The sequence below is a fragment of the Turicibacter faecis genome, from assembly GCF_037076425.1.
GTDB classification, from domain to species: Bacteria; Bacillota_I; Bacilli_A; order MOL361; family Turicibacteraceae; genus Turicibacter; species Turicibacter faecis.
Map to the genome: position 1 here is coordinate 220,718 of NZ_AP028127.1, position 21,522 is coordinate 242,239.

Annotated in this window: 16 protein-coding genes, 10 tRNA genes and 3 rRNA genes; 27 read left to right on the plus strand and 2 right to left on the minus strand. The window is 39.3% G+C overall.

Features of this window, described 5'->3' with window-relative positions; genetic code table 11:
- Nucleotide 1: 1 nt before the first annotated feature.
- The 23 genes from fabG (at nt 2) to tsaD (ending at nt 14,572) form a co-directional block, all read left to right on the plus strand.
- Nucleotides 2-745 carry a 3-oxoacyl-[acyl-carrier-protein] reductase gene (gene fabG / locus AACH31_RS01130; protein WP_262950345.1) on the plus strand — a complete coding sequence of 248 codons (744 nt, stop codon included), beginning with the start codon at nt 2-4 and terminating at the stop codon, nt 743-745.
- 20 nt (nt 746-765) lie between these two features.
- Nucleotides 766-2,004, plus strand: a complete 1,239-nt coding sequence (gene fabF / locus AACH31_RS01135) for a beta-ketoacyl-ACP synthase II (RefSeq protein WP_161832711.1) — start codon at nt 766-768, stop codon at nt 2,002-2,004.
- 50 nt (nt 2,005-2,054) lie between these two features.
- A complete protein-coding gene (gene fabZ / locus AACH31_RS01140) occupies nt 2,055-2,480 on the plus strand; it encodes a 3-hydroxyacyl-ACP dehydratase FabZ (RefSeq protein WP_161832710.1) in 426 nt (141 codons plus the stop codon).
- Between the two features lie 287 nt (nt 2,481-2,767).
- The gene (locus AACH31_RS01145; RefSeq protein WP_161832709.1) at nt 2,768-3,103 is read left to right on the plus strand and encodes a hypothetical protein; all 336 of its coding nucleotides are present in this window, start codon (nt 2,768-2,770) and stop codon (nt 3,101-3,103) included.
- Nucleotides 3,104-3,288: 185 nt separating this feature from the next.
- Nucleotides 3,289-4,248 (plus strand): M23 family metallopeptidase, encoded by a 960-nt coding sequence (locus AACH31_RS01150; protein ID WP_161832708.1) that lies wholly within the window; start codon nt 3,289-3,291, stop codon nt 4,246-4,248.
- 210 nt (nt 4,249-4,458) lie between these two features.
- Nucleotides 4,459-4,549 (plus strand) — tRNA-Ser (locus AACH31_RS01155).
- Nucleotides 4,550-4,568: 19 nt separating this feature from the next.
- Nucleotides 4,569-4,645: transfer RNA gene (locus AACH31_RS01160), tRNA-Glu, on the plus strand.
- 10 nt (nt 4,646-4,655) lie between these two features.
- Nucleotides 4,656-4,731, plus strand: a tRNA-Asp gene (locus tag AACH31_RS01165).
- Nucleotides 4,732-4,737: 6 nt separating this feature from the next.
- Nucleotides 4,738-4,814, plus strand: a tRNA-Pro gene (locus AACH31_RS01170).
- Nucleotides 4,815-4,821: 7 nt separating this feature from the next.
- Nucleotides 4,822-4,895, plus strand: a tRNA-Gly gene (locus tag AACH31_RS01175).
- A 38-nt stretch (nt 4,896-4,933) separates the two neighbouring features.
- A tRNA-Leu gene (locus AACH31_RS01180) sits at nt 4,934-5,019 on the plus strand.
- Between the two features lie 17 nt (nt 5,020-5,036).
- Nucleotides 5,037-5,113: transfer RNA gene (locus AACH31_RS01185), tRNA-Arg, on the plus strand.
- Nucleotides 5,114-5,451: 338 nt separating this feature from the next.
- A tRNA-Asp gene (locus AACH31_RS01190) sits at nt 5,452-5,527 on the plus strand.
- An 8-nt stretch (nt 5,528-5,535) separates the two neighbouring features.
- A tRNA-Glu gene (locus AACH31_RS01195) sits at nt 5,536-5,612 on the plus strand.
- 269 nt (nt 5,613-5,881) lie between these two features.
- A 16S ribosomal RNA gene (locus tag AACH31_RS01200) occupies nt 5,882-7,398 on the plus strand.
- Nucleotides 7,399-7,490: 92 nt separating this feature from the next.
- Nucleotides 7,491-10,383 (plus strand): 23S ribosomal RNA (locus AACH31_RS01205).
- Between the two features lie 173 nt (nt 10,384-10,556).
- Nucleotides 10,557-10,665: ribosomal RNA gene (gene rrf, locus AACH31_RS01210) — 5S ribosomal RNA — on the plus strand.
- The 16S, 23S and 5S rRNA genes sit together here with 10 tRNA genes alongside, the layout of an rRNA operon.
- A gap of 11 nt (nt 10,666-10,676) precedes the next feature.
- Nucleotides 10,677-10,750, plus strand: a tRNA-Gly gene (locus AACH31_RS01215).
- A gap of 104 nt (nt 10,751-10,854) precedes the next feature.
- The gene (ytaF, locus tag AACH31_RS01220; protein WP_161832316.1) at nt 10,855-11,454 is read left to right on the plus strand and encodes a sporulation membrane protein YtaF; all 600 of its coding nucleotides are present in this window, start codon (nt 10,855-10,857) and stop codon (nt 11,452-11,454) included.
- Between the two features lie 503 nt (nt 11,455-11,957).
- Nucleotides 11,958-12,404, plus strand: coding sequence for a tRNA (adenosine(37)-N6)-threonylcarbamoyltransferase complex ATPase subunit type 1 TsaE (tsaE, locus tag AACH31_RS01225; protein WP_161832315.1), 447 nt, complete (start codon nt 11,958-11,960; stop codon nt 12,402-12,404).
- A gap of 2 nt (nt 12,405-12,406) precedes the next feature.
- Nucleotides 12,407-13,102, plus strand: a complete 696-nt coding sequence (tsaB, locus tag AACH31_RS01230) for a tRNA (adenosine(37)-N6)-threonylcarbamoyltransferase complex dimerization subunit type 1 TsaB (protein WP_161832314.1) — start codon at nt 12,407-12,409, stop codon at nt 13,100-13,102.
- A 6-nt stretch (nt 13,103-13,108) separates the two neighbouring features.
- Entirely contained in the window at nt 13,109-13,537 is a 429-nt protein-coding gene (gene rimI / locus AACH31_RS01235; protein ID WP_161832313.1) for a ribosomal protein S18-alanine N-acetyltransferase, read from the plus strand.
- 15 nt (nt 13,538-13,552) lie between these two features.
- Nucleotides 13,553-14,572, plus strand: a complete 1,020-nt coding sequence (tsaD, locus tag AACH31_RS01240; protein ID WP_161832312.1) for a tRNA (adenosine(37)-N6)-threonylcarbamoyltransferase complex transferase subunit TsaD — start codon at nt 13,553-13,555, stop codon at nt 14,570-14,572.
- Nucleotides 14,573-14,822: 250 nt separating this feature from the next.
- Here the strand turns inward: tsaD and AACH31_RS01245 are convergent, their stop codons facing one another.
- Both AACH31_RS01245 and abc-f read right to left on the minus strand, forming a co-directional pair.
- Entirely contained in the window at nt 14,823-15,785 is a 963-nt protein-coding gene (locus AACH31_RS01245; protein ID WP_161832311.1) for a GNAT family N-acetyltransferase, read from the minus strand.
- A gap of 70 nt (nt 15,786-15,855) precedes the next feature.
- Nucleotides 15,856-17,772, minus strand: a complete 1,917-nt coding sequence (gene abc-f / locus AACH31_RS01250; RefSeq protein WP_161832310.1) for a ribosomal protection-like ABC-F family protein — start codon at nt 17,770-17,772, stop codon at nt 15,856-15,858.
- 198 nt (nt 17,773-17,970) lie between these two features.
- On the opposite strand from abc-f, the gene AACH31_RS01255 reads away from it, so the two are divergent.
- The 4 genes from AACH31_RS01255 to AACH31_RS01270 all read left to right on the plus strand — a co-directional run bounded on the left by AACH31_RS01255 (nt 17,971) and on the right by AACH31_RS01270 (nt 21,458).
- Nucleotides 17,971-18,630 (plus strand): redox-sensing transcriptional repressor Rex, encoded by a 660-nt coding sequence (locus tag AACH31_RS01255; RefSeq protein ID WP_161832309.1) that lies wholly within the window; start codon nt 17,971-17,973, stop codon nt 18,628-18,630.
- A 219-nt stretch (nt 18,631-18,849) separates the two neighbouring features.
- Nucleotides 18,850-19,479, plus strand: coding sequence for an ECF transporter S component (locus AACH31_RS01260; RefSeq protein WP_161832308.1), 630 nt, complete (start codon nt 18,850-18,852; stop codon nt 19,477-19,479).
- Nucleotides 19,480-20,691 carry a bifunctional phosphopantothenoylcysteine decarboxylase/phosphopantothenate--cysteine ligase CoaBC gene (coaBC, locus tag AACH31_RS01265; RefSeq protein ID WP_161832307.1) on the plus strand — a complete coding sequence of 404 codons (1,212 nt, stop codon included), beginning with the start codon at nt 19,480-19,482 and terminating at the stop codon, nt 20,689-20,691.
- Nucleotides 20,685-21,458, plus strand: coding sequence for a type III pantothenate kinase (locus AACH31_RS01270; RefSeq protein WP_161832306.1), 774 nt, complete (start codon nt 20,685-20,687; stop codon nt 21,456-21,458). Before coaBC ends, AACH31_RS01270 begins: the two co-directional genes overlap by 7 nt.
- The last annotated feature ends 64 nt before the right edge of the window (nt 21,459-21,522 follow it).

Here is a 21,522-nt window from a genome sequence, read left to right on the forward strand (position 1 = left end):
AATGAAACTACAAGGGAAAGTAGCTCTAGTAACGGGAGGATCACGTGGAATTGGGGCCGCTATTGCGTTAAAGTTGGCATCACTAGGATGCCATGTGGCTATTAATTACGCGGGGAATGTTAACAAAGCAGAAGAAACATTAGCTCGTATTCAATCGTTAGGTGTAGATGCTAAAATTTATCAGGCTAATGTGGCTAATTATGACGAGGTAGAGGTCATGACTAAGCAAATTATCAAAGATTTTGGACATCTCGATATTATTATTAATAACGCAGGGATTACGGCGGACAATTTAATGATGAGAATGGATCAACAATCTTTTGATTCTGTAATAGATGTTAATTTAAAAGGAACGTGGAATGTTTGTAAAAGTGTGACACGCTCTATCTTAAAACAGCGAGAGGGAGTTATTATTAATCTATCGTCTGTTGTTGGAATGAATGGAAACATTGGACAAGCAAACTATGCAGCCTCAAAAGCTGGAGTTATTGGATTGACTAAATCATTAGCGAAAGAGTTTGCATCACGTAAAATTCGAGTAAATGCGATCGCTCCAGGCTATATTAAATCGGATATGACAGCTAAACTATCAGATGATGTTACTGAAAAAGTTTTGGAAAATATCCCGTTAGGTCAACTTGGAGAAGTAGAGGATATTGCAAATGCCGTGGCCTTTTTAGTAAGTGATGAGGCACGATATATTACAGGGCAAGTCTTAGTTGTAGACGGTGGAATGGCTATTTAATGAAAGAGGGTGTAATGACTGTGAATAAGCGTAGGGTTGTAGTGACAGGATTAGGAACTGTTTGTCCCGTTGGTAATGATGTTGATACGATGTGGGAAAATATTAAAAATGGTGTTTGTGGAATCGATGAAATTACTCATTTTGATACAACTGATTTTAAAGTTAAATTAGCTGGAGAAATTAAAGATTTAAATATTGAAGATTATATTAATAAGAAAGAAGCTAAACGATTGGATCGTTTTAGCCAACTGGCCTTAATAGCTGCTAAGCAAGCCTATGAGGATTCAAAAATTAATATGGATGAGATTGAAGCCAATCGCTTTGGAGTTATTTTAAGTTCGGGAATTGGTGGAATTGGAACAATTGAATCGGAAAAGGAAAAAGGAATCAAAAAGGGATATGAACGTGTATCACCATTTTTTATCCCAATGGCTATTGGAAATTTGGCTGCCGGAAATGTTGCTATTATGCTAGGGGCTAAAGGAGCTTGTTTAGATATTGTAACTGCATGCGCCGCTGGGACTAATTCAATTGGTGAGGCCTTTAAATATGTCCGTGATGGATATGCTGATATTATGTTAGCGGGTGGTGCAGAGGCTTCAATTACACCGCTTGGTATCGGTGGATTTTCTTCAATGAAGGCCTTATCTACAGCAACAGATAAAAATCGTGCATCTATCCCTTTTGACGCTGAGCGTAATGGGTTTGTTATGGGAGAAGGTTCAGGAGCATTAATTTTGGAAGAATACGAGCATGCCAAAAAACGTGGAGCAACTATTTATGCCGAGCTTATTGGATATGGTGTAAGTTGTGATGCATTCCATATGACAGCTCCTGATACAGAGGCAAATGGTGCTGCCGCTTGTTTTACAATGGCATTAAATGATGCAAATATTACAGCAGATCAAATAGATTATATTAACGCACATGGAACATCGACGCCATTAAATGATAAGTTAGAAACTCTAGGAGTAAAAAAGGTATTTGGTGATCAGACAAATGTGATGCTTAGTTCAACTAAAGGGCATACAGGGCATCTTCTAGGGGCAGCGGGAGCAGTGGAGGCCATTATTACAGTTAAATCGTTACAGGATGGTTTTGTTCCAGGAACTATTAATTATTCACAGCCTGATCCTGAATGTGATTTAGACATTGTTCCAAATCAGGGACGTAAAATGGATATTGAATATGCGTTATCAAATTCGTTAGGATTTGGTGGACATAATGCGTGTGTTATTTTCAAAAAATATGCCGGATAAAAGATTAACTTTTCTTTCTATATTATATGTATTAAATGGAGGGTGCTTAAATGGTTTTAAATAGTAATCAGATTCAGGAAATTATTCCTCATCGTTATCCATTTTTATTAGTTGATCGTATAGATGAATTAGAACCTGGTAAGAGAGCATTAGGGACGAAATGTGTTTCTGCAAATGAAATGCAATTCATGGGACATTTTCCGCAACAACATGTGATGCCTGGGGTTCTTATTATTGAGGCCCTTGCTCAAGTAGGGGCAGTTGCCATCTTAAGTTTGGAAGCTAATAAGGGGAAAATTGCCTATTTTGCAGGTATTAAAACGGCGAAGTTCCGTCAAAAGGTTGTTCCTGGAGATGTGTTGACTCTAGAAACTGAACTAGTTAAAGTGAAGGGGAGTATTGGAGTCGGCAAAGCAATTGCAACTTTAAATGGTAAGGTTGCTGTAGAGGCCGAACTAACATTTGCGATTGGATAATAAAATAAAAAACTGTTTTAAAGCGGGTGATTTGTCCATGCTTTGAAACAGTTTTTTTATGAGTTTTTAATAGTTAGTATTCGTAACTGATGATAAGAATGATTTTTGAATCTATTTAAAAGGGAAAGTTACTAACTCTGAAAGTCGTCTTTTATTAATGGATTCTTTATGACGCATAGGTGTAGGCTAATGTTTGGACATAATTTTAAAAAAACAATGATTATAAATTCGTTATTCCTTTTTAATCCTGCTATAATAAAGGAAATGGAAAAAAAGTAGGTGTAACAATGTCATTAGCATATGGTTTATTATTAATAGTATTTATTTTTATTGTACTATTTTACTATCTTATTCAGTCTAAAAAGTTAAATTTTCAAGGAAAAGACCGTTGGGTACAATTAGCAATCGTTTTTAATATCATAATCACTCTTTTGTTAATAATAAGCGGAGGGATAGGAATAATCACGTATTTGTTTATTGTTTTATTATTAGGAAGTGGAGGGTTTTACTATCTGTATAAAATTAAATATGAGAAAATTGGTTTTATAGGGAGTTTGTTTTGCTCTTTCTTTTTGTTTGTTTTTTTAGTTTTACAGCTTTGGATTTACGGTGTGGGGATTTAAGTTAACCGCAATTAAATGTATAAAAAAGGTAAAAGGATGATGCGCGTATCTTGCATACGATATTTTTAAAATTGGCATACTATTATTAGACTATTAATAAAGAGGAAATGATGATCCTGTTAGGAGACTTTAGTACCTTTCTGTTTATTAGTAAAGTAAATTCAATTTTGGAAATGGGTGAAAATATGAAGCATAGACTTTTAATACCACTGTTACTGTTTGTTATAGTGTCCATTCCGAATCTGATTGTTGATGCCGAAGATAGTAATCATGAAGCACGATTAAAAATGTATAAGGATTATGAATTGGCATCAGGGGTTCCATGGTATGAAATCGCGGCTATCGATCAATATGAAAGAAATACATATAAATTTAAAGAGGGATCAGATAAGTTGAAGTATGATACCATTTCTATTTTTATTACAAATGAGCGATGGTCTGGTCCTGAAAATCCTTACTATTATGATAATGATAGTTATACGATTAACTTGTTTGGGGGAATTGGAAAAGACGGAAATGGGGACGGGGTTGCTGATATTAATAATGAGGAAGATGTGATGTATACGATGGTTGAGTACATCAGATCATTTGATACATTTAAAGAAGCCTTGAACTCTTATTATCAACAGGATCAGGCGGTTAAAATTATTGAAGAAATTGCACAGCTTTTCAAACATTTTGATACTATCGTATTAGATAAGCGATGCCTTCCAGTTTCTAAAAGATATAGTTATAGTTTTCAAGATAATTATGGTACTGCTCGAAGTTGGGGAGGTGCTCGGTCTCATGAGGGAATTGACATCTTTGCAAATTATTCAACTCCCGTTTTAGCAACTGCATATGGAGTGGTAGAAATAATGGGATGGAATGATTATGGTGGCTATCGTATAGGTATTCGTGATATTTATAATACTTATCAATACTATGCTCATTTACAAGGTTATGAAGGCGATTTGAAGGAGGGGGATATCGTAGAACCGGGGCAAGTTATTGGATATGTTGGAAGTACAGGATATGGTAAAGAAGGGACGAGTGGGAAGTTTCCACCTCACTTACACTTTGGATTATATAAATATGATGGACGCTGTGAGTGGGCATTTAATCCTTATCCGCATTTAAGACGTTGGGAAAAAGAAGAACAGTAAGTAAATGAGGCCTCTCATAGTGATATGGGAGGCTCTTTTTAGATAATATTTCTAGGGATAAATGTTGTTTATGAGTTAATAAAAGTGGGGATAAAAGCTATTATTCTAATAAAATATAAATTTTTAAAAAAACTTTATAAAAAGTGTTGACCTTTAATGGGGGACATGGTATTATAAATGTGTGCTCAGGGATGAGCTAAAAAAACAAACGGAGTAGTACTCAAGTGGCTGAAGAGGTGCCCCTGCTAAGGGTATAGGTCGGGCAACCGGCGCGAGGGTTCAAATCCCTCCTGCTCCGCCATAATAAAAAAATGTTGTATGGCCCGTTGGTGAAGTGGTTTAACACACATGCCTTTCACGCATGCATACACGGGTTCGAATCCCGTACGGGTCACCATTTAATAAAAGGTCCAGTGGTGTAGCGGTTAACATGCCTGCCTGTCACGCAGGAGATCGCGGGTTCGATTCCCGTCTGGACCGCCATTTATTCGGGAAGTGGCTCAGCTTGGTAGAGCACCTGGTTTGGGACCAGGGGGTCGCAGGTTCGAATCCTGTCTTCCCGACCATATATAAGCGGGTGTAGTTTAATGGTAGAACTTCAGCCTTCCAAGCTGACTGTGAGAGTTCGATTCTCTTCACCCGCTCCAATTTTTTTTGGTGAAATGCCGTTAAAAAGCCATGATAGGCGGTCGTGGCGGAATGGTAGACGCGCCAGCTTGAGGGGCTGGTAGGAGCAATCCTGTGGAGGTTCGAGTCCTCTCGGCCGCACCATAAAAACAACTAGAACAGCGCCCATAGCTCAATTGGATAGAGCGTTTGACTACGGATCAAAAGGTTAGGGGTTCGACTCCTCTTGGGCGCGCCATAATAAAGATAACAGTAAGAGTTTGTAAGAACTCTTTTTTGTTTTTATAAATAAAAATATTTGCTGAGAGAAGAAAAATATTTAGAAATTAATATCATTCGTAAAAAGAGACATTAAACTTATAATTTATTGAATATAAATAAATATTGATTGAAGATGGAGCTTTTGAATTTCCTATTTTAGAGATAGAAAGAGGAGGGGCGGAATCACGATTTATATGGTTGTTATGCGATTATCTATACGAGCGAGAGATCAGTAAAATAATTGACTGTGTTTTGCAAAAAAAAAAAAAAATATTGACATGAAATGTGAACTATGATAGTATAATTCATGTTCTTGGTCCAGTGGTGTAGCGGTTAACATGCCTGCCTGTCACGCAGGAGATCGCGGGTTCGATTCCCGTCTGGACCGCCATATTATATGGCCCGTTGGTGAAGCGGTTTAACACACATGCCTTTCACGCATGCATACACGGGTTCGAATCCCGTACGGGTCACCATTTAATTTTTTAATAGGATAATTATTTTATTAAATTATTTAGTGGTTAGAAAAAAGTTAAAAAGTGTTTGACAGAAGTTGTTGAACATGATAAACTAGAAAAGTCGCCAAGAGAGGTGGACAAGAAATCTTACAAAAAAACATTTGACAGAAAAAGTCGAATGTGGTAAGATAAAGAAGTCGCCAAAAGGCGAGAGAAGTTCTTTGAAAACTAAACAGAACGTCAAGAATCATGAGCGAAAGAAATTTCGCAAGCTAAGGAAACAAACAATTATGGAGAGTTTGATCCTGGCTCAGGATGAACGCTGGCGGCGTGCCTAATACATGCAAGTCGAGCGAACCACTTCGGTGGGAAGCGGCGAACGGGTGAGTAACACGTAGGTGATCTGCCCATCAGACGGGGACAACGATTGGAAACGATCGCTAATACCGGATAGGACGAAAGTTTAAAGATGCTTCTGGCATCACTGATGGATGAGCCTGCGGCGCATTAGCTAGTTGGTGGGGTAAAGGCCTACCAAGGCGACGATGCGTAGCCGACCTGAGAGGGTGAACGGCCACACTGGGACTGAGACACGGCCCAGACTCCTACGGGAGGCAGCAGTAGGGAATCTTCGGCAATGGGCGAAAGCCTGACCGAGCAACGCCGCGTGAATGAAGAAGGCCTTCGGGTTGTAAAATTCTGTTATAAGGGAAGAAAGGTGATAGGAGGAAATGACTATCAATTGACGGTACCTTATGAGAAAGCCACGGCTAACTACGTGCCAGCAGCCGCGGTAATACGTAGGTGGCAAGCGTTATCCGGAATTATTGGGCGTAAAGAGCGCGCAGGTGGTTAATTAAGTCTGATGTGAAAGCCCACGGCTTAACCGTGGAGGGTCATTGGAAACTGGTTGACTTGAGTGCAGAAGAGGGAAGTGGAATTCCATGTGTAGCGGTGAAATGCGTAGAGATATGGAGGAACACCAGTGGCGAAGGCGGCTTCCTGGTCTGCAACTGACACTGAGGCGCGAAAGCGTGGGGAGCAAACAGGATTAGATACCCTGGTAGTCCACGCCGTAAACGATGAGTGCTAAGTGTTGGGGGTCGAACCTCAGTGCTGAAGTTAACGCATTAAGCACTCCGCCTGGGGAGTACGGTCGCAAGACTGAAACTCAAAGGAATTGACGGGGACCCGCACAAGCGGTGGAGCATGTGGTTTAATTCGAAGCAACGCGAAGAACCTTACCAGGTCTTGACATACCATTGACGCCTCTAGAGATAGAGGGTTTCCTTCGGGGACAATGGATACAGGTGGTGCATGGTTGTCGTCAGCTCGTGTCGTGAGATGTTGGGTTAAGTCCCGCAACGAGCGCAACCCCTGTCGTTAGTTGCCAGCAGTGAGATGGGGACTCTAACGAGACTGCCAGTGACAAACTGGAGGAAGGTGGGGATGACGTCAAATCATCATGCCCCTTATGACCTGGGCTACACACGTGCTACAATGGTTGGTACAAAGAGAAGCGAAGCGGTGACGTGGAGCAAACCTCATAAAGCCAATCTCAGTTCGGATTGTAGGCTGCAACTCGCCTACATGAAGTTGGAATCGCTAGTAATCGCGAATCAGAATGTCGCGGTGAATACGTTCCCGGGTCTTGTACACACCGCCCGTCACACCACGAGAGTTTACAACACCCGAAGTCAGTGGCCTAACCGCAAGGAGGGAGCTGCCTAAGGTGGGGTAGATGATTGGGGTGAAGTCGTAACAAGGTATCCCTACCGGAAGGTGGGGATGGATCACCTCCTTTCTATGGAGAAAGAGACGTTCTGTTTAGTTTTGGGAGAATTTCGATTTTCCTGGAATTGATCTTTGAAAACTAGATATCTTCTGAAGAAGAAAAGTTAAGTAATAAAGGGCGCACGGAGGATGCCTAGGCACTAGGAGTCGAAGAAGGACGCGACAAACGGCGAAACGCCTCGGGGAGCTGTAAGTAAGCAAAGAGCCGGGGATATCCGAATGGGGAAACCCGCTAGTGGTCATACGCTAGCACCGTATGGTGAATCAATAGCCATAGAGGAGACAGACCCAGGGAACTGAAACATCTAAGTACCTGGAGGAAAAGAAAGAAACATCGATTCCCCAAGTAGCGGCGAGCGAACAGGGAGGAGCCCAAACCGGAGAAATCCGGGGTAGAAGGACCTTCAGAAATGACTGAACATGATAGCCGAATGGTCTGGGAAGGCCAACCGGAGGGGGTGAGAGTCCCGTAGGTGAAATTGTGTGAAGCAGGGAAGGGATCCTGAGTACGGCGGGACACGAGAAATCCCGTCGGAAGCAACGAGGACCATCTCGTAAGGCTAAATACTACCTAGTGACCGATAGTGAACCAGTACCGTGAGGGAAAGGTGAAAAGAACCCCGGAAGGGGAGTGAAAGAGAACCTGAAACCGTGTGCCTACAACTAGTCAGAGCCCGTTAAAGGGTGATGGCGTGCCTTTTGTAGAATGAACCGGCGAGTTACGATATCGTGCAAGGTTAAGTTGAAGAGACGGAGCCGAAGCGAAAGCGAGTCTGAATAGGGCGAGGAGTACGATGTTGTAGACCCGAAACCGTGTGAGCTAGCCATGAGCAGGCTGAAGGTCAGGTAACACTGACTGGAGGGCCAAACCAGGGCACGTTGAAAAGTGCTTGGATGACTTGTGGCTAGGGGTGAAATTCCAATCGAACACGGATATAGCTGGTTCTCTCCGAAATAGCTTTAGGGCTAGCCTCGATAAGAGTCTACTGGAGGTAGAGCACTGAATGGGTGATGGCCCCACCTCGGGGTACTGATCTCAATCAAACTCCGAATGCCAGATAGATATGATCGGGAGTCAGACTGTGGGTGATAAGGTCCATGGTCAAAAGGGAAAGAGCCCAGACCGCCAGCTGAGGCCCCAAGTGTCCGTTAAGTGGAAAAGGATGTGGAGATGCACAGACAACTAGGAGGTTGGCTTAGAAGCAGCCATCCTTTAAAGAGTGCGTAATAGCTCACTAGTCGAGTGACTCTGCGCCGAAAATGTACCGGGGCTAAACGGACCGCCGAAGCTGCGGATTGACACGAAGTGTCAGTGGTAGGAGAGCGTTCTAACAGCGGAGAAGCAGTACCGGAAGGAGCTGTGGAGCGGTTAGAAGTGAGAATGCCGGTGTGAGTAGCGAAAGATAGGTGAGAATCCTATCCATCGAAAGCCTAAGGTTTCCAGGGGAAGGCTCGTCCGCCCTGGGTAAGTCGGGACCTAAGGTGAGGCCGAAAGGCGTAGCCGATGGACAACAGGTAGAGATTCCTGTACCACTTAATAAACTGAAGGAGTGACGGAGAAGGCTAAGTTGAGCGTGTGAATGGATTCACGTGTAAGCAGTGAGGTGGTCATGTAGGCAAATCCGCATGGCGAAACATTGAGCTGTGATGCCGAAAGCCCGAAAGGGTGAAGTCAGCTGATGTCACGCTTCCAAGAAAAGCTTCTAGGGATAATTTATTAGGTGCCCGTACCGATAACCGACACAGGTAGGCGAGGAGAGAATCCTAAGATGAGCGAGAGAACTCTTGTTAAGGAACTCGGCAAAATGACCCCGTAACTTCGGGAGAAGGGGTGCTTGTGAAAGCAAGCCGCAGTGAAAAGGCCCAGGCGACTGTTTATCAAAAACACAGGTCTCTGCTAAACCGCAAGGTGATGTATAGGGGCTGACGCCTGCCCGGTGCTGGAAGGTTAAGAGGAGAGGTTAGCGCAAGCGAAGCTTTGAATTGAAGCCCCAGTAAACGGCGGCCGTAACTATAACGGTCCTAAGGTAGCGAAATTCCTTGTCGGGTAAGTTCCGACCCGCACGAAAGGCGTAACGATCTGGGCGCTGTCTCAACAAGAGACTCGGTGAAATCATAGTACCTGTGAAGATGCAGGTTACCCGCGACAGGACGGAAAGACCCCGTGGAGCTTTACTGTAGCTTGATATTGAGCACTGGTGACACATGTACAGGATAGGTAGGAGACGAAGAGACCAGGACGCCAGTCTTGGAGGAGTCGCTGTTGGGATACTACCCTTGTGTTACTGGGGTTCTAACCCGTGGCCATGAGCTGGTCAGGGGACAGTGTCAGGTGGGCAGTTTGACTGGGGCGGTCGCCTCCCAAAGAGTAACGGAGGCGCCCAAAGGTTCCCTCAGAATGGTTGGAAATCATTCGAAGAGTGTAAAGGCAGAAGGGAGCTTGACTGCGAGACCAACAAGTCGAGCAGGGACGAAAGTCGGGCTTAGTGATCCGGCGGTACCGAATGGAAGGGCCGTCGCTCAACGGATAAAAGCTACCCCGGGGATAACAGGCTGATCTCCCCCAAGAGTTCACATCGACGGGGAGGTTTGGCACCTCGATGTCGGCTCATCGCATCCTGGGGCTGTAGTCGGTCCCAAGGGTTGGGCTGTTCGCCCATTAAAGCGGTACGCGAGCTGGGTTCAGAACGTCGTGAGACAGTTCGGTCCCTATCCGTCGTGGGCGTAGGAAATTTGAGAGGAGCTGTCCTTAGTACGAGAGGACCGGGATGGACACACCGCTGGTGTACCAGTTGTTCTGCCAGGAGCATAGCTGGGTAGCTACGTGTGGAAGGGATAAACGCTGAAAGCATCTAAGCGTGAAGCCCCCCTCAAGATGAGATTTCCCATTCGAAAGAAGTAAGATCCCTTGAAGACGACGAGGTAGATAGGTCAGGAGTGGAAGTTTGGTGACAGATGAAGCGGACTGATACTAATCGATCGAGGACTTAACTAAATAGGAAAGGCAAAAACGAGCGATTATCACAGGCAGAAAGTGAAAAGAACTGAGGAATCACGAAGGTGATGAACAGTTATTGAACTTTACCACTGTGATGCGAGAGTTGCCGGACAAGAAGAAGTAAGCAGAAGATATCTAGTTTTGTGAGATTGATGAAATCTGACAGAAGGTCTAGTGATAAGGGCAAGGAGGGCACACCTGTTCCCATACCGAACACAGAAGTTAAGCTCCTTAGCGCCGAGGGTAGTACGCAAGTGCGAGAGTAGGACGTCGCTAGGCCATAAAAAAATGCGGGTGTAGTTTAATGGTAGAACTTCAGCCTTCCAAGCTGACTGTGAGAGTTCGATTCTCTTCACCCGCTCCAAATAGCCAATTAACATCCTTTGGGATGTTTTTTTTGTTTTGTAGTCCCTATTACTACTTTATTTCATATAGTATCTTGTAATAAAGTAAAGGTAGGGATAGAAAATGAACTTTTTAGCTATTCTATTATTTTCCGCATCGGTTACCTGTGATAATCTCATAATAGGTTTAAGCTATGGTGCAAGAAAAATAAAAATTTGCTTTTTAAGCAATTTAATTGTTGGTATGATTTCATGCCTAGGTACCCTAGGTGGAATGTATATAGGTAATTTATTTGATGGATTTTGTGTTGGTTCGATTGCCCAGTATATAGGTAGTGCCTTACTATTTTTATTTGGTATTTATATGTTTTATCAGTCATTCAGGAAGCATTTAAAAACTAAAAATGATCGCGAAATCTTAGATGATGCTGCCAATGTTGCTGAACAATTTGATATGGATCATTCTAAATCTATCGATTTACGGGAAGCGTGCATGCTAGGTTTTTTTCTATGTATAAATAATTTTGGACTTGGGATCGGCGCTGCCCTTACAGGCCTTAATATTTATTTGACATCAATAACCTGTCTGATTTTAAGTATATTTTTTATCGAACTAGGATGCCGATTAACATACAATTTGTTGAGCCAAAATACTGTTAAGTATGCCGAATACGTTGCGAGTATTATGATTATTTTATTAGCTTTATATCAGTTAATTTCTTGAACGATTAAACAGGCGAGAATTAAATTAAATCCTGTGGATATAAGTAGCTGTATTTCCCCCTTATCCACAGGAATTTTTTATTTGTTGTCGATTAAATATAGGATGGTACATAATTATCTTAGAGATTTTCTTTATACGTCCATAGTTAGCTGTTCTTCTATAGAGGGACAGAGTACAATGAAAAGGGTTTCTAATTTAAGGTGTCTATTATTTAATTAAAGTTTTTTATTATACCCATCGGTTTAATTGTTAACCTTTATAAATAGAAAAATAAATAATTTTTAGATAGCTACATCGTGTTACCAACAGGATAGAACATTTAGAAGGCTGTCGTTTTCTATCATTTTTCAGTGCTTTTATAGATAAATGTCGTATTAACAATAATTATGTGATATAGATATGTTATAATATAATTAGAAAATATTATAGATTAGAAAGTTATTTTTGATGAAAATTAATCCATAATAATGTAAGTTTTATTCTATGAGGTATAAGGTGATAGTATGACATATAAAATCAGAACGACGTCGTTGGAACAGACGCAAGATATCGCATATAAAATTGGTAAATGGGTAAGTAATGGAATGATTTTAACATTAGAGGGTGATTTAGGTGCCGGAAAAACCACTTTTACTAAAGGGCTCGCGAAGGGATTAGGAATTAATCGCAATGTAAACAGTCCAACATTTAATATTATAAAGGAGTATCAAGGTCGAATTCCTTTATATCATATGGATGTCTATCGCTTAGAAAGTGGTGGAGATGATATCGGATTAGATGATTACTTGTTTGGTGATGGGGTATGTGTTATTGAATGGGCAAGTCGCATCGAGGATTTACTTCCGATGGAAAGATTAGATATAAAAATATTTAGAGAGGGAGAAAATCAACGTTGTATTGAATTAACTCCTATAGGAAAAAATTATGAAACGATTGGAAAGGTGTTGTAAATATGTTAACAATCGCTATTGATACGTCCAATACTACTTTATCAATTGCCTTAGTAGAAGATAATCAAATATTATATGAGATCATTGAGACAACTAAAAATGATCACTCAAGACGCTTAATGCCTGCAATTGATCGTATGTTTAAACAAACTCAACGTTTTCCTAAAGATTTAGATTTAATTTCGGTTGCAAAGGGACCAGGATCTTATACGGGAGTAAGGATAGGTGTTACTGTTGCTAAAACATTGGCGTGGACGTTAAAGAAACCATTAGTTGGAGTTTCAAGTTTAGAGATATTAGCTCGTAATCTCTATGAAGAGGGCTATGTAGTCCCTTTATTTGACGCGCGCCGCCAATCAGTTTTTGCGGGAGTCTATGATGGGAAAACATATGAATCAGTAATTGCCGATGGTCACTATGATTTATCTCAGTTACTAGAAATTTTATCGAAAAAGGATAAAAAAATATATTTCCTAGGTAATGATGTTGTTAAGTATTGGGAAGTAATTACACAAACTTTAGGAAATAAGGCGATTAAGGTAGAAGATGCCGATTTAAATATTCCGCATGCTTCGATATTAGCTCAAATTGCTGTGAATAGGAAACCTGTTAATGATATCCATCATTTTTGCCCGACGTATCATCGCTTACCAGAAGCTGAGGTTAATTGGTTAGCGGAGCAAAAAATAAAGGAATAGATGGTTATGTTAATTAGATTAATGACAGTAGAGGATATTCCAGAGGTCTCATTATTACATGAGAATTTATTTTCCCAGGCCTTTAACTTTATCGATTATGCGGTGCAGCAAGACTTTTATTATGGTATTGTCATTGAAGTAGATTGTACGATTGTGGGCTATTTGGTTGGGCAAATTATTTTTGAAATGGCAGATTTATTTTACGTCGCGATTGACCCACGGTATCGCTCACTAGGTTATGGTAAACTGCTTGTGGAACGTTTTATTCTGGATGCCTCTGAAAATGGAGGAGAAAATATGACGTTAGAGGTTCGACGTAGTAATTATGTAGCTATTCATTTATATGAACAGTGTGGATTCCTTTCAGCAGGGATTCGTAAAAATTATTATGCGGATTCTGAAGATGCCGTATTAATGACTCGTAAAATTAATTAGAAGTAGGTGATGGTCATGGACAAGGATATTATAGTATTAGCTGTTGAAAGTAGTTGTGATGAAACAAGTGTGGCCGTTATTAAAAATGGTATTGAGATATTGTCGAATGTTGTTTCTTCACAAATTGAAAGTCATAAACGTTTCGGGGGGGTGGTGCCAGAGGTGGCAAGCCGCCATCACGTTGAGAATGTAACGATGGTATTTGAAGAAGCTTTATTAAAGGCTAATATAGATTGGAAAGATATAGACGCTATCACGGTAACAGAGGGGCCGGGATTAATTGGTTCATTACTTATTGGGATTAATGCTGCTAAAGCACTTGCCTTTGCACATGATATTCCACTTGTGGGGGTACATCACATTGCCGGGCATATTTATGCTAATCAACTTGTAGAACCTCTTCAATTTCCTTTACTTGCATTGGTTGTTTCGGGGGGACATACGGAATTAGTTTATATGGAAGACCATTATCAGTTTAAGGTTATTGGTGAGACGTTAGATGATGCTGTAGGGGAAGCCTATGATAAGGTTGCGCGCACTTTAAAATTACCGTATCCGGGAGGTCCGCATATTGACCGCTTAGCTGCTTTAGGGGAAGACACTTATAAATTACCACGGGTTTGGCTGGATAAGGATTCGTATGATTTTAGTTTTTCTGGACTGAAGTCAGCAGTAATCAATACGGTGCATAATGCTAAGCAAAGGGGCGAGGAGATTATACCTGAAAACTTAGCGGCAAGTTTCCAAGCGAGTGTGGTAGAAGTTTTAGTTGAGAAAACGATGCGTGCGGCAAAAGAGTTTCATGTTAAACAAATTATTGTAGCCGGTGGTGTTTCGGCAAACAAAGGATTGCGACACGCACTTGAAAATGCGGTTAAGGCACAGGGGCAATTCAAACTAACAATTCCACCGCTTTCGTTGTGTACCGATAATGCTGCAATGATTGGAGCCGCTGGAACACAGGCTTATTTAAGAGGTCATCGTAGTAATATGGAGATGAATGGGCAATCAGGTATGGAATTAAAATCTATTTAAAGGAATAAAAAAACGGACGACATTGGTCCGTTTTTTTATATAAAAGACATCGTCTAAGATTTTGATCAAGATGATTGTCTGACATCTCTACCGCCTAATGATTAGTACCCAAAGTAGGTAATAAAAGATGAAGGAGCCTTTTCTTTATATAGAGTTGATTCGTTTAATAGTTAGCTCTATTAATTAAGTCATCTTATAAATCATGACGATCTCATCCCCATTGAGCTATATTTATCAATAAGGAGAAACACTATAATTGAGCAATTATTTTTTGCGTATATTCTAATCTTTCTAACCCCATTTGTTTTCCTATGGAAGTGAAAAATTGAAAATCGCCCTCTATTATTTTATGAATGAGACTAGAATTTAATCCTTCTGTTGAAATGACTTTCATGAGGGTAGAGGCGCTAATCTGTTCAATATAATAAAGATCATGGATTATTTTTTCTTCCTCTGTAAGAGGTGTGGATAACTGTCGAGCTAAGCTATGTAATGCCTCGTTAATTTCTTTAGCAGACCAATTTAGATCGTTTAATTTAATTAGGGTTTCATGAATAAACTTACTATTAGTTTGTAGTTTTTCAAGTAATCCACAGAATGTTGCTAGAAAGTATAATTTTGAAGTATTTAACTGCTCGGGATTAAAAAATCCAAGATGGTTTATGATAGAGTAAAGCGATTCAGGATTGTGATAATGTGGAAGTGCATAATCGAGGTAGTCCTGTAACTGTCTGCTTGGTTCTTTTTTTATTTGTCCATATAGATGTATATCTTCATATGACCCTTTGCTGTAAAATGCTTGTTGCCGAATGCCTTCATGCCTAAATCCTATTTCCGTTAAAAATTGATGGTGTATAGGTTTTAAGAGGGGAGTCTCAATTTCGATTCGATGAATGTCCTCTTCAAATAGTTGGGTGATTAGTCGTGTTAAGACCCTCTTCATTTCTATGTAGGAATGTTCTAAATCGAGTTCGAATTCTAAACGAAGACAGCGGTTATCTTGATTTGAGCGATCAAGTTGAAGTATACCTTGTATTTGATTTTCTATACTTTTAAGTAAGTATGATGTCGAATTTTCAGGGTTATCCCCAGATTGAATGACACAATCAAAATCAGGAGAGATTGTCTGACAATGATTATCATTTTTCCATTGACTCCATTGTTGATAAGTTAAAAATGCCTTCTTGTGAATAGTTATTTCTTTAGCTTCCATGCCTGTCCTCCTGTAGATAAGATGATTCATTATATGAAAAAACTCTATCTCATATGAGATAGAGTTTTTATTAATCTATTTGTGCTAGTGATTCCCAGGTGTCCATAGCTTCTAAAAGAAGTTCCTCCAATTCTTCAATACGAGATTGGACTAGAGCCGATTTTTGCGAATCTAAGTAAACTTCTTCTTGGAAGAGCTCAGCCTTTTTGTAAGCCAGTTCTTCTTCATACGCATTTATTTTATTTTCAATGTCTTCTAATTGTCGTTTACGTTGTTGTTCTAATCGTCGTTGTTCCTTTTGTTTTTGATAGTCGGTAATGCTATTTGTTGAACTGTTCGCCATTTCATTTTGTTGAGACGCCATTTGTTCATTAATCAGACGTTTCTTTTCGATATAGTCAGAATAGTTTCCTAGATAAGAGACGACCCCATGTGGCGTTACTTCTAAAATACGTGTAGCAATTTTATCGATAAAGTAACGATCATGTGAAATGAAAAAGAGTGTACCTTCATAATCTTCGAGGGAAAGTTCTAACATTTCTTTGCTATCGATATCAAGGTGGTTAGTTGGCTCATCTAAAAGTAAGAAGTTATTTCTTTGGAGCATGAGTTTACATAGGGTAAGACGGACTTTTTCTCCACCCGAGAGTTGGTGCACTGTTTTAAATACATCATCACCGGTGAATAAAAAGTTTCCAAGTAGAGTTCGAATATCTTTTTCTAGTCTATTCGGGAAAACGTTCCAAACCTCATTTAGTACTGTATTATTTGAGGTTAAATTAGCCTGCTCTTGATCAAAGTATCCCATATCAAGGCTTTTTCCGTAGAAAATATCACCTTCTAGTGGTGGAAGGTCCCCGGCGATTGTTTTTAAGATTGTAGATTTTCCAATTCCATTGGGTCCGATGAGAGCCACGCGTTCAAGGCGATTGATATGGAAATCCAAATGATCTGAGATTGGCTTATTATCATCATATCCAACGGCTACATTTTCTACCTTGAGAACATCGTTTCCACTACGACGATCGATTTCAAAGGTAATCCCTATAGACTTATCATTTAATTTAGGCATTTCGATTCGTTCCATTTTATCTAGGAGCTTTCTACGCGATTGAGCTCTTTTAGTTGTTGAGGCACGAACTATATTTCGGCTAATAAAGTCTTCCATCTTCGAGATTTCTTTTTGTTGCTTTTCATATTGTTTCATTAAGGCAGCGTAGGAAATGGCCTTTTGATCCATATAGTCTGAGTAATTCCCCTTATACTTTGTACATTTACGGTACTCAATTTCATAGACGGTTGTGGCTATCTGGTCAAGGAAGTATCTATCATGGGAAACAATAACAACAGCACCTGGGTATTTTTTTAAATAACCTTCAAGCCATTCAATGGTATCAATATCTAAATGGTTGGTTGGTTCATCGAGAATTAAAAGATCAGGTTTTTGAAGTAATAATTTAGCGAGTGCTAATCTCGTTTTTTGTCCTCCACTGAGGTTAGAAATTTTTTGGTCGAATCCGATTTCGTTAAATTTAAAACGATTTAAAATATTATTAATTTCTGATTCATAAGTATACCCACTCATTAATTCAAATTGATGGTTTAATTGTTGATATTGATCAATAATTTTTAGATAGTTCTCGCTCGTTGGATCTTCTTCAGCCATTTTTAAACTTAGTGCTTCTAATTGACCTTTAAGCATAATTGTTTTTTGGAAAACCTTTAACATTTCATTATAAATGGTATCATTTGAATTGATATGGCTAGATTGCGCAAAATATCCGAGGATGACGCTTTGCGGCTTATGGATTTCCCCACTATCATAGTCAATTTCATCTGCAATCATTTTTAGTAAGGTAGACTTTCCTGCCCCGTTACGCCCAACAACGGCAATGCGTTCCCCCTTTTTTACCTCAAATTGAACATTTTCAAGAATTGGGGTCCCCGAATAAAGTTTAGTTAGTTTACTTGTTTGTAATAAAATCATTTTGTTTCTCCTTTACTAACTTCTTAGAAGATTCACTCATTTAAGATAATATCTTAAGTATAATGCTTAAATCAGAGATAGGCAACGGAGTGCCTCAAATAATCTTTAAAATTTAACATATAGATGTTTTATTTGTGGATACTATTCACAATGATTTGTTTTCATGTTATTATTTAAATATGATAAAGGAGGTTTTGTATGCTATCAAATATACCAAACGCAACACTTAAACGATTAGCACTTTATCGTCGTTGTTTCGTAGAACTCGATGAGATGAGAGTGAGACGAATTCAATCGGGAGAGTTAAGTCAAAAAATAGGGATTGATTCTGCAACTATCCGACGTGATTTTTCATATTTAGGTGAATTAGGTCGCCAAGGTTATGGATACGAAGTACGTGTGGTATTAGAGGCATTTAATAATTTATTGAAACCAGATGACGCGCAACGTTGTATTTTGATTGGGGTTGGAAACTTAGGGCGCGCTTTAGTAAAGTATTTTAGTTCGGATAAGTTTAAAAGACGATTATTTAGAACACCTGTTAATTTAGTCGCAGGATTTGATATAGATGAAAGTTTAGTGGGTCAGCATATTGGGGAGTTGCCGATCTATCATTTAGATAATTTATCTTCATACATTGAAGAGAATCATGTAACCTATGTGATTTTAGCGGTTCCACCATTTGTTGCTCAAAAAGTAGCGACTTCATTAGAGGGATTAGGTATTAAAGGAATTCTGAATCTTTCTTCAACTGTTATTAATGTGAGTGAGGATATCCTTGTTCATGAAGTTGATTTAAATATGGAGTTAGAAACGTTATTCTTTTATGTTTTTCAACGCGAACAGCTAAAAAAATAAGTCGAATGAAAAATCTATTCTCATATGAGAATAGATTTTTTCTATTAATGGTAAATTGTTGCCATTATTCATAAAAATAGGTATAATTGTGGGCGATGAGAATGTTAGCGGTTGTTAATGGTGATTATTTTGACATCAATTAAGAAGAAGCTAACGTTTTTCATACGATTATTCGAGACGTTGCATCTAAAGGAGAGCGACAGTGGAGGAGAAGATAAGATGAATCAGGCAAGAAAGAGAATGAAGTTTTTAATTTTAGTAACTATGTTTTGCAGTATCCAGGTTATTTTAATGTTAACCCCGCTTGGGTATATTCCTTTAGGACTTGTACGTGCTACAACGATGCATATTCCTGTTATTTTAGCTGGAATTTTGTTAGGCATAAAAGGTGGGGCTATAACAGGTTTAGTTTTTGGGGTAAGTAGTGTCGTTATTAATACATTGACGCCTACGATTACGTCTTTTGTGTTTACTCCTTTTTATTCATTGGGCGATTATAGCGGAAATTTTTGGAGTCTTGTGATTGCGATTGTGCCGCGCGTATTACTGGGTGTTTTAGCTGCGATAATCTATCAATTATTTAAACATAAGGGCAATAAATTATCCGTTATCGGAAGTAGTTTTACGGCATTAGTGTGCACAATTATTCATTCTATTTTAGTATTAGGCATGATTTATGTATTTTTTGGCCCAAGCTATGCGTCGGCAAAGGGTGTTGAAGTTTCAGCATTGTTTGGTTTATTATTAGGTGTTATTACAACAAATAGTTTATTAGAAGCTATTTTAGCGGTTGTTATCGTGGCACCACTAACTAAGGTTTTAGAACCTATAACTAAGAAGGTGATGTAAATGGAAAAAAAAACAGTAGTCATTGGAATCTGTGGGGGGATTGCCGCTTATAAGACTGCACAGTTAGCGAGTAATTTATATAAAAAGGGCTATGATGTCCATGTGATTATGACAAAAAATGCAACGGAGTTTATTACTCCGATGACGTTTGAAACGTTAACGCATAATCGGGTATCAGTAGGAACATTTGATCGAAATTTTCAGTATGACGTTAACCACATTTCATTGGCTAAACGTGCGGATGTATTTGTCTTAGCACCTGCATCAGCCAATTGTATTGCGAAGATTGCCCATGGAATTGCTGATGATATGTTAACAACAACTTTTTTAGCTGCCAATTGTCCTAAATTAATTGCTCCGGCAATGAATACAGGGATGTTGAATAACCCAATTACTCAACGTAATATCCAGCAATGTAGGGAATTTGGGATGACTATTATTGAATCTGCTAGTGGTTACTTAGCTTGTGGAGATGTCGGAAAAGGTCGCCTGGCAGAAATTGAAGATATTGAGGATGCCATTGAGTGTTTATTGATTAAGGATAAGCCTTTAGCTGGGATTAAGGTTGTTGTGACGGCCGGGCCTACACAGGAGGATATTGATCCTGTACGATTTATAACGAATCATTCTAGTGGTAAAATGGGGTACGCCTTAGCGAGAGCCGCACGTAATTTAGGTGCTGAGGTGACGCTTATAACGGGGCCTACTTCTTTGAGAAAACCTGTTTTTATGACGATTATCGAAGTAAGAACAGCAGATGAAATGTTTCAGGAAGTATCTGGATTAAAAGATCAGTATGATATTTTAATTAAATCTGCCGCAGTCTCTGATTATAGGGCCTCTTTTGTGAATCCACATAAGTTAAAGAAACAAAGTCAACAGACGACACTTGATTTAGTCATGAACAAAGATATTTTATTAGCTATGGGGAAAGAAAAAAAAGATAGCCAAGTGATATGTGGATTTGCAATGGAAACTGAAAATTTAGAAGAAAACGCCACTAAAAAATTGTTAGGTAAAAATGCGGATTTAATCGTTGCCAACCAATTAAATGAAGAATTTGCAGGTTTTAAGGGGGATACAAATGTGGTGACGCTTATTCAAAGAGATGGAATCGTGAAATTGAATAAGATGTCTAAGGAAGCCCTCGGATATGAAATTATGGAACAGTTATTGAAGATTTTAATAAAGAAAAGGGGAACAATATGTTAATCGTTATTGATGTCGGAAATACTAACATTACGTTAGGGGTATATGATAAAGACGATTTAATTGCTACATTTCGTTTAACAACTAAATTACAAAGAACATCTGATGAGTTTGGAATTACGTTATTTTCTTTTCTTCAAACAAAGGATATTAATCCCCAAGCGGTAGAGGCTGTTTTAATTTCGAGTGTAGTTCCTAAAATTATGCATTCATTAACTAATGCTATTCGTAAATATTTTAATATTGAACCAATGATTGTAGGGCCTGGAATTAAGACTGGAATTAGTGTTAGAACGGAAAATCCTCGTGAAGTTGGGGCGGATCGTATTGTAGATATTGCGGCTGCTTATTATATTTATGGAGGCCCTGCGCTTGTTATTGACTTTGGAACTGCCACAACTTATGATTATGTAAATGAGAACGGGGAGTTTGAATTTGGAGTAACTTCTCCAGGGATTGAAATTTCGGCACAGGCGCTATGGACGCAGGCAGCTAAATTACCAGAGATTGAAATTAAGAAGCCAGAAACGATTATGTGCCGTAATACGATTACTAGTATGCAAGGTGGTTTGGTTTACGGTTACATTGGCCAAACAGAATATATTATTAAGAAGGTAAAAGAGGCAGTTGGAAAGGATATCAAAGTAGTGGCCACAGGGGGATTGGGGCGCATTATATATAACGAAACTGATATGATTGATGTTTATGATCCAGATCTTGCATTTAAAGGAATGAGAATCATTTATCATAAAAATAAAGGCGGATTTTAAACCTTTTAAAAAATAGGGACCAAGTGCCACACTTGGTCTTTTTTTATCATAAATAAAAGGCTCT

Coding starts and splice junctions, on each gene's coding strand:
- abc-f (WP_161832310.1), bottom strand. CDS start 17,772: ATGATTTTATTACAAACAAGTAAACTAACTAAACTTTATTCGGGGACC.
- AACH31_RS01150 (WP_161832708.1), top strand. CDS start 3,289: ATGAAGCATAGACTTTTAATACCACTGTTACTGTTTGTTATAGTGTCC.
- tsaB (WP_161832314.1), top strand. CDS start 12,407: ATGTTAACAATCGCTATTGATACGTCCAATACTACTTTATCAATTGCC.
- tsaE (WP_161832315.1), top strand. CDS start 11,958: ATGACATATAAAATCAGAACGACGTCGTTGGAACAGACGCAAGATATC.
- AACH31_RS01270 (WP_161832306.1), top strand. CDS start 20,685: ATGTTAATCGTTATTGATGTCGGAAATACTAACATTACGTTAGGGGTA.
- fabG (WP_262950345.1), top strand. CDS start 2: ATGAAACTACAAGGGAAAGTAGCTCTAGTAACGGGAGGATCACGTGGA.
- rimI (WP_161832313.1), top strand. CDS start 13,109: ATGTTAATTAGATTAATGACAGTAGAGGATATTCCAGAGGTCTCATTA.
- AACH31_RS01260 (WP_161832308.1), top strand. CDS start 18,850: ATGAATCAGGCAAGAAAGAGAATGAAGTTTTTAATTTTAGTAACTATG.
- AACH31_RS01145 (WP_161832709.1), top strand. CDS start 2,768: ATGTCATTAGCATATGGTTTATTATTAATAGTATTTATTTTTATTGTA.
- coaBC (WP_161832307.1), top strand. CDS start 19,480: ATGGAAAAAAAAACAGTAGTCATTGGAATCTGTGGGGGGATTGCCGCT.
- AACH31_RS01255 (WP_161832309.1), top strand. CDS start 17,971: ATGCTATCAAATATACCAAACGCAACACTTAAACGATTAGCACTTTAT.
- fabZ (WP_161832710.1), top strand. CDS start 2,055: ATGGTTTTAAATAGTAATCAGATTCAGGAAATTATTCCTCATCGTTAT.
- tsaD (WP_161832312.1), top strand. CDS start 13,553: ATGGACAAGGATATTATAGTATTAGCTGTTGAAAGTAGTTGTGATGAA.
- ytaF (WP_161832316.1), top strand. CDS start 10,855: ATGAACTTTTTAGCTATTCTATTATTTTCCGCATCGGTTACCTGTGAT.
- AACH31_RS01245 (WP_161832311.1), bottom strand. CDS start 15,785: ATGGAAGCTAAAGAAATAACTATTCACAAGAAGGCATTTTTAACTTAT.